This is a genomic window from Kitasatospora sp. NPDC005751 (assembly GCF_040630835.1).
Classification (GTDB): Bacteria; Actinomycetota; Actinomycetes; order Streptomycetales; family Streptomycetaceae; genus Kitasatospora.
The window spans coordinates 77,696-84,058 of sequence record NZ_JBEXYC010000029.1; the positions used below are offsets into that span (position 1 = coordinate 77,696).

The following is a 6,363-nucleotide window of genomic DNA, read 5'->3' on the forward strand; positions in this document are numbered from 1 at the left end:
CGCTACGGCGCGGGGCGGACGATCCGCCGGACCAGCTCCGCCGTCCACTCCACGTACTCGATCTCGGCGCCGTCGGCGTGCCGGGCGTAGAGGAAGCGGCCGGTCGGCGCGGGCGTCTCGGGGGTGGTGATCACCGCCCCGGCGGCCAGCAGGGTGGCCCTGAGCTCGTCCAGGTCGGTGACCACGACGGTCGCGGTGGCGTGCGCGTACCGGGCGCGCTCCCCGGCCGTACCGGCGATCACCAGGAAGTCCCCGACGGCCGCCAGCTCGACGGCCTCGAAGCCCAGTCGCAGGTCGGGCTCGGCGCCGGTGAGCGTCCGCAGCAGCGGCAGGGCCTCGTCGAGGCTGTCCACCCAGAGGCGGGCGTAGGTCTTCAGGATGGCCATGGGTGCTCCGAATCGTCCGGACCGCGGCGGCACTCGCCGCCGATCGCCCGCTCACCCTAGGCACGGGAGGCGCGGGCGGAGAAGAACGCACTTTCCGGTGACCGGGGCACCTTCCGGTGACCGACCCCCCGTCACGGACCGGCCGGGGGCGCGGGACCACGGCCGCCGGGTGCGGCGGCTCAGTCGTGCCGCCCTCAGTCGTGCGGTGGCTCAGTCGTGCGGCCCTCAGTCGTGCGGTGGCTCAGTCGTGCTGCCCTCAGTCGTGCGGTGGCTCAGTCGTGCGGCGGCAGCCCGCTGATCTGGTGGTCGGCGACGTTGAGCGCCTCGTTGACCAGCCGGCGCAGATGCCCGTGCCGCAGGGCGTAGACCACCCGCCGCCCGTCCTTGCGGGTGGTGACCAGGCCCGCCAGCCGGAGCTTGCCCAGGTGCTGGCTGACCGACGGCCGCGCCGCGCCGCACGCCTCGGTCAGCGTGGTCACGTCGGCCTCGCCCTCGCCCAGGCGGTGCAGCAGTGCGAGCCGGGTGCGGTCGGCGAGCAGCGCGAGGACGGCGGCGGCGGTCTCCAGCCGCTCGTCGCCGGGCGGGCGCTTCGCGTCGTCCGGCCGCGGCCCGCCGACCGGCTGTTGCGACCGATGTGCACCTGACAGCCGCACGCTCCCGCTCATGGCCACATCGTAGAGCGCTCACCCGTTCGCGCGCGGCGCGGGACGACGGCACGGGCGGCCGTGCGGACGGCGGCGCCCTCGGGGCCGCCGGCGGGCTCACCGCTCCCGCAGGTCCACCACCCGGCGGATCTTCCCCACCGAACGCTCCAGGGTGTACGGCTCCACCACGTCGACCTCCACGGTGACGCCGACGCCGTCCTTCACGCCCCGGGCGATCGCCGCGGCGGCGGCCTCGCGCTGCTCGGGCGCGGCGTCCGGGCGGGCCTCGACCCGGACCGCCATCCGGTCCAACCGGCCCTGCCGGGTGAGCCGGAGCTGGAAGTGCGGCGCCACGGCGGGGGTGCGCAGCAGGATCTCCTCGATCTGGGTCGGGAAGACGTTCACCCCGCGCAGGATGATCATGTCGTCGCAGCGGCCGGTGACCTTCGCCATCCGCCGGAAGGCGGGCCGGGCCGTCCCCGGCAGCAGCCGGGTGAGGTCGCCGGTGCGGTACCGGACGACCGGCAGCGCCTCCTTGGTCAGCGAGGTGAACACGATCTCGCCGCTCTCGCCGTCGGGCAGCACCCGGTCGGTGAGCGGGTCGACCACCTCCGGGTAGAAGTGGTCCTCCCAGATGTGCAGCCCGTCCTTGGTCTCCACGCACTCCTGGGCGATGCCCGGGCCCATCACCTCGGAGAGGCCGTAGATGTCGACGGCGTGGATGTCCATCCGCTCCTCGATCTCGTGGCGCATCGCCTCCGTCCACGGCTCGGCGCCGAAGATGCCGACCCGCAGCGAGGTGCTCCGCGGATCGACGCCCTGCTTCTCGAACTCGTCGAGCAGGGTGAGCAGGTAGGAGGGGGTGACCATGATGATCTCGGGCCGGAAGTCCTGGATGATCTGCACCTGCCGGGCCGTCATCCCGCCCGAGGCGGGGATCACCGTGCAGCCCGCCCGCTCGGCGCCGTAGTGGGCGCCGAGACCGCCGGTGAACAGCCCGTACCCGTAGGCGACGTGCACCTTGTGGCCGCGCCGACCGCCGGCCGCCCGGATGGAGCGGGCCACCACGTCGGCCCAGACCGAGAGGTCGTGCTCGGTGTACCCGACCACGGTGGGCCGGCCGGTGGTGCCGCTGGACGCGTGGATCCGGCGGACCTCCTCCACCGGGACGGCGAACATCCCGAAGGGGTAGCTCTCCCGCAGGTCGGCCTTGGTGGTGAAGGGGAACCGGGCGAGGTCACCGAGCGTGCGGCAGTCCTCGGGGGCCACCCCGGCCGCGTCGAACTTGCGCCGGTACAGCTCGACGTGGTCGTACGCGTGGCGCAGGGTGGCCCGCAGGTGCCGCAGCTGGTGCTCGGCCAGCTCCCCGGCGGTCATCCGCTCCCCGGCGTCGAGCAGCTCGGCCGGGAGCGGCTCCCCCCGGCGCCCGCCCGGCGGGTTCGGGCCGGTCGTTCCTGCGCTCATCGCGTCTCCTCCGCCGTCTCCGCCCCAGCTCAGCCACCGACCGATCATTCGGTCAGTGTTCGACGGGCCAAGTAATCCAGCACCCGAACCGGCTGTCAAGGGACGCGGTCCCGGGCGGCCGGCGATCGCTCACCAGGTGCGGGCGGCCGCCAGCAGGTGGTCCCGGACCCGGGCCACCCGGCCGTCCGGGTGGGCGCCGGGGCGTTCGACGAGGTAACCGGTGTTGATCGGCGGGTCCTCCGGGTCGTCCAGCAGCACCAGCCGGCCGTCGGCCAGCCGGTCCGCGCAGAGGTAGCGCGGGACGACCGCGAAGCCCGCGCCGGCGGCCACCGCGGCGACCACCCCGCGCAGGTCGGGCACGGTCAGGGCGGCCCGGCAGGCGAGCCGGCGGCCGAACACGTGGCGCCAGTAGCGGCGGACGATCGGCAGGTCCTCGGCGTAGGCGACCAGCGGTACCCCGTGCAGGGCGGCCGGGCCCTCGGCCGCGAGCCGCCCGCCCAGGCGCTCGGCCCAGACCGGCGCGGCGACCAGGACGAACTCCTCGTCGCCCATCGGCACGGCCGACAGGGCGCGCCCGCGCGGTCTGCTCGTCGCGATGACCAGGTCGTGGCGGCCCGCGCGCAGCTCCTCCAGCAGCGGCTCGGTCAGGCCCGCGGTCACCCGCAGCCGCACGCCCCCGGCGACCAGCGGGGCGAGCGCGGGCAGGACGAGGGTGCCGAGCAGTTCGGCGGGCCCGGCCAGGTGGACCGGCTCGCCCTCGGCCTCGGGGCGCGCGCCGGGGCCGGTGGCGGCGGCGAGCGCGTCCAGCGGACCGGCGATCCGGGCGGCGAGTTCGTCGGCGACCGGCGTCGGGGCCACCCCGCGCGGCAGCCGCTCGAACAGCTCGCGCCCGCCCTGGCGCTCCAGCGCCCGGATCTGGGTGGTCACCGTGGGCTGGGAGAGGCCCAGCACCTGGGCGGCGGCCGTGAACGACCCGGCCCGGTGGACGGCCAGGAAGGTGCGCAGCAGGTTGAGGTCGGCGGGCCCGGCCGGCAGCGGTGACGGCACCGGTGGCACGGCGGACTCCTCGGCGTCGGGGCGGTTCACCCGGCAAGCCTATTCCCCGGCACCCATTGGAATGCCTATGGCAGCCATCGGATCAGCCATTGGTGACACCCGGGAGACCCGGCCTATCGTCGGGTCCATCGCCGAACTGACGGTCCGGACCGGAAACGTCAGTGCATCCAGGGCGTCAGACCGTACACCGGGCCCGACGGCCCCTCCCGCAGAGAAGAGCCCCCAGCATGTCGAAGATCCTCTTCGTCCTCACCGGCGCCACCTACTGGACGCTGGCCGACGGCACCCAGCACCCCACCGGCTTCTGGGCCGACGAGGCCGTCGCCCCGTACGAGGCGTTCCGGGCCGCGGGCCACACGGTCACCGTCGCCACCCCGGGCGGGGTGATCCCGACCGTCGACTCGGGCAGCCTGGCCCCCGAGTTCAACGGCGGCGAGGAGGGCGCCGCGAAGGTCGCGGCCGCGCTGGACACCTTCGTGGAGCTGCGCCACCCCGTGCGGCTGGAGGACGTGGACCTCGCCGACTACGACGCCGTCTTCTACCCGGGCGGCCACGGCCCGATGGAGGACCTCGCCGTCGACCCCGTCTCCGGCCGGCTGCTGGTCGCCGCCCTGGCGTCCGGCAAGCCGCTCGGCGTGGTCTGCCACGGACCGGCCGCGCTGCTGGCCGCCGGGCTGCCGGACGGCTCCAACGCCTTCGCCGGCTACCGGCTGACCGGCTTCACCAACGCCGAGGAGACCCAGGCCGGCCTGGCCGGCAACGCGAAGTGGCTGCTCCAGGACCGCCTGGTCGCGGCGGGCGTGGACTTCCAGGAGGGCGAGCCGTGGGCCCCGAAGGTGGTCGTCGACCGCAACCTGGTCACCGGCCAGAACCCGGCCTCCGCCGCCCCGCTCGCCGTCGAGCTGCTGAAGAAGCTGGCCTGACGGCCGTGGCCGCCGACCGGCTGGACGAAGTCCTCGACGCCGCCTACGCCTGCCTCACCCGGTACGGCGTGCGGCGCACCACGATGGACGACATCGCCGGTGCCATGGGCGTGTCCCGATCGGCGGTCTACCAGTACGTCCGGGGCAAGGACGACGCCTTCCGCCGGCTCGTCGAGCGCCTGCACCGGCAGGCGCTCGCGCGGGCCCGACGGGCCGCCGCCGTGCCGGACGCCCCCCACGCCGAGCGCGTCCGCGGCGTGCTCGCCGCCAAGCTCGACCTCGCCCTGACGCTTGCCGGGGACTCCCCGCACACCGCCGAACTCCTGGACGGCGGGGCCAGGTTGTTCGCCCCCGGCTGTGCCGCCTTCGGCGCCGAGCTGCGCGGCCTGCTCACCGGGCTGTTCACCGAGTCGTTCGCCGAGGCCGGGCTGGCCGCCGACGCCGCGCCCGCCGGTCCGGGCCGGTCCGCGCGGGTGGGGCCGGCCGAGGCCGCCGAGATCGGCCTCGCCCTGGTGCGCGGCCTGGAGTCCGCGCCGAACGCCCGGCACCTCCTCGGCCCGGCCTCCGACGCGCTTACCGCGGGCCTGCTGCGCCCCTGAACCGGCCCGCGGTGAGCGCGTCGAAGGCCAGCGGCTCAGGCGGCCGCGGCGCTCAGGCGGCCGGGGCGCTCAGGCGACGACCGGGGGGCCGAACTCGCGGACGGCGTCGGCCACGATGGCGTCGAGCGTCGCGTGGTGGGCGCCCCGCCAGTAGGCCTGCCCGCAGTCGGTGCACTGCGCGAACGCGTCGTACGACCGCTCGGTGCCGTCCCGGAGCTGGTCCTGCACCGAGGTCTTGGCGACGGTGCGCAGCGTCCCGTTGCAGGTGGTGCACCTGCTCCAGGGGGCGAGCGGGGGCGCGAAGCGCGAGAGCACGTCCCGCAGCTGGTCGGCGGGCCGGTGGCTGTAGACGTAGGCGCCCGCCCAGAGTTCGCGGCGGCGCAGCAGGCCGCGGTCGCGCGAGAGCATCACACGCTGTTCGGCGGCCGAGCGGGCCGCCAGCGCGGCGTCGCCGATGTCCGGGTTCTCGTAGGCGGCGTCGACGCCCAGCAGCCGCAGCCGGCGCGCGAGCGTCCCGAGGTGGACGTCGAGCAGGAACCGGGGCGGCTCGGCCGATGCCTGCGGCCTCCGGACGGCCCGCACCGACACCAGCTCACCGTCCCCGGGGATGTGCGCGGCGGCCACCGGCCGCCCGTCCACGAGCAGTTCGCCGACCTCGGTGAGCGGGACACCGAGTGACTCCACCACGTGTCCGAGCGTCGCGGCCCCGTCGGTCCGCAGCGCGGACCGCTCCGCCCGCCGCCCGGCGGGGAGGAAGACGTGCAGGTCGGGGGCGAAGCTCAGCCAGATCTCCGGTCTCTCCACCCGGCCAGCATGCCAGCGGGCGGGCGGTGGCGGCCAGCACTTTTCGACGGCCGCGGGGGGCCGCCGCGCCGCCGCCCCCGGCCCGCTCCCGGGGAAGCCCGGCCGCTCCCCACCCGTCGGGGGGTGGGGAGCGGCCGGGCGGCGCGGGCGGGCGTCAGCGGAAGGTCCGGAGCCGGAGGCTGTTGCCCACCACGAAGACGGAGGAGAAGGCCATGGTGGCGCCGGCGATCATGGGGTTCAGGAGGCCGGTGGCGGCGAGGGGGAGGGCGGCGAGGTTGTAGCCGAAGGCCCAGGCGAGGTTGCCCTTGATGGTGGTGAGGGTGGTGCGGGCGAGGCGGATGGCGTCGGGGGCGGCGGTGAGGTCGCCGCTGACGAGGGTGAGGTCGGCGGCCTGGATGGCGGCGTCGGTGCCGGTGCCGAGGGCGAGGCCGAGGTCGGCGGTGGCGAGGGCGGCGGCGTCGTTGACGCCGTCGCCGATCATGGCGAC

General features: G+C 75.7%; 7 protein-coding genes and 1 pseudogene. 2 read left to right on the forward strand and 6 right to left on the reverse strand.

From position 1 onward, the window contains the following. Positions 1–2: 2 nt before the first annotated feature. The 4 genes from ABZ497_RS24080 to ABZ497_RS24095 form a co-directional block, all read right to left on the reverse strand. On the reverse strand, positions 3–386 hold the full coding sequence (locus ABZ497_RS24080; RefSeq protein WP_352297955.1) for a VOC family protein: 384 nt from the start codon (positions 384–386) through the stop codon (positions 3–5). A 272-nt stretch (positions 387–658) separates the two neighbouring features. Next, positions 659–1,051 (reverse strand): metalloregulator ArsR/SmtB family transcription factor, encoded by a 393-nt coding sequence (locus ABZ497_RS24085; protein ID WP_359808144.1) that lies wholly within the window; start codon positions 1,049–1,051, stop codon positions 659–661. 96 nt (positions 1,052–1,147) lie between these two features. After that, a complete protein-coding gene (paaK, locus tag ABZ497_RS24090; RefSeq protein ID WP_359808145.1) occupies positions 1,148–2,494 on the reverse strand; it encodes a phenylacetate--CoA ligase PaaK in 1,347 nt (448 codons plus the stop codon). Between the two features lie 129 nt (positions 2,495–2,623). Beyond that, positions 2,624–3,529 carry a LysR family transcriptional regulator gene (locus tag ABZ497_RS24095; protein ID WP_359808160.1) on the reverse strand — a complete coding sequence of 302 codons (906 nt, stop codon included), beginning with the start codon at positions 3,527–3,529 and terminating at the stop codon, positions 2,624–2,626. A gap of 248 nt (positions 3,530–3,777) precedes the next feature. On the opposite strand from ABZ497_RS24095, the gene ABZ497_RS24100 reads away from it, so the two are divergent. Both ABZ497_RS24100 and ABZ497_RS24105 read left to right on the forward strand, forming a co-directional pair. Next, positions 3,778–4,473, forward strand: coding sequence for a type 1 glutamine amidotransferase domain-containing protein (locus tag ABZ497_RS24100; RefSeq protein WP_329486573.1), 696 nt, complete (start codon positions 3,778–3,780; stop codon positions 4,471–4,473). Positions 4,474–4,478: 5 nt separating this feature from the next. Beyond that, a complete protein-coding gene (locus tag ABZ497_RS24105; protein ID WP_359808147.1) occupies positions 4,479–5,072 on the forward strand; it encodes a helix-turn-helix domain-containing protein in 594 nt (197 codons plus the stop codon). 69 nt (positions 5,073–5,141) lie between these two features. On the opposite strand, the gene ABZ497_RS24110 is transcribed toward ABZ497_RS24105, so the two are convergent. Beyond that, positions 5,142–5,876, reverse strand: a complete 735-nt coding sequence (locus ABZ497_RS24110) for a Mut7-C RNAse domain-containing protein (protein ID WP_359808149.1) — start codon at positions 5,874–5,876, stop codon at positions 5,142–5,144. Positions 5,877–6,030: 154 nt separating this feature from the next. Beyond that, positions 6,031–6,363 (reverse strand): annotated as a pseudogene (locus ABZ497_RS24115) (heavy metal translocating P-type ATPase); the annotation flags it as partial.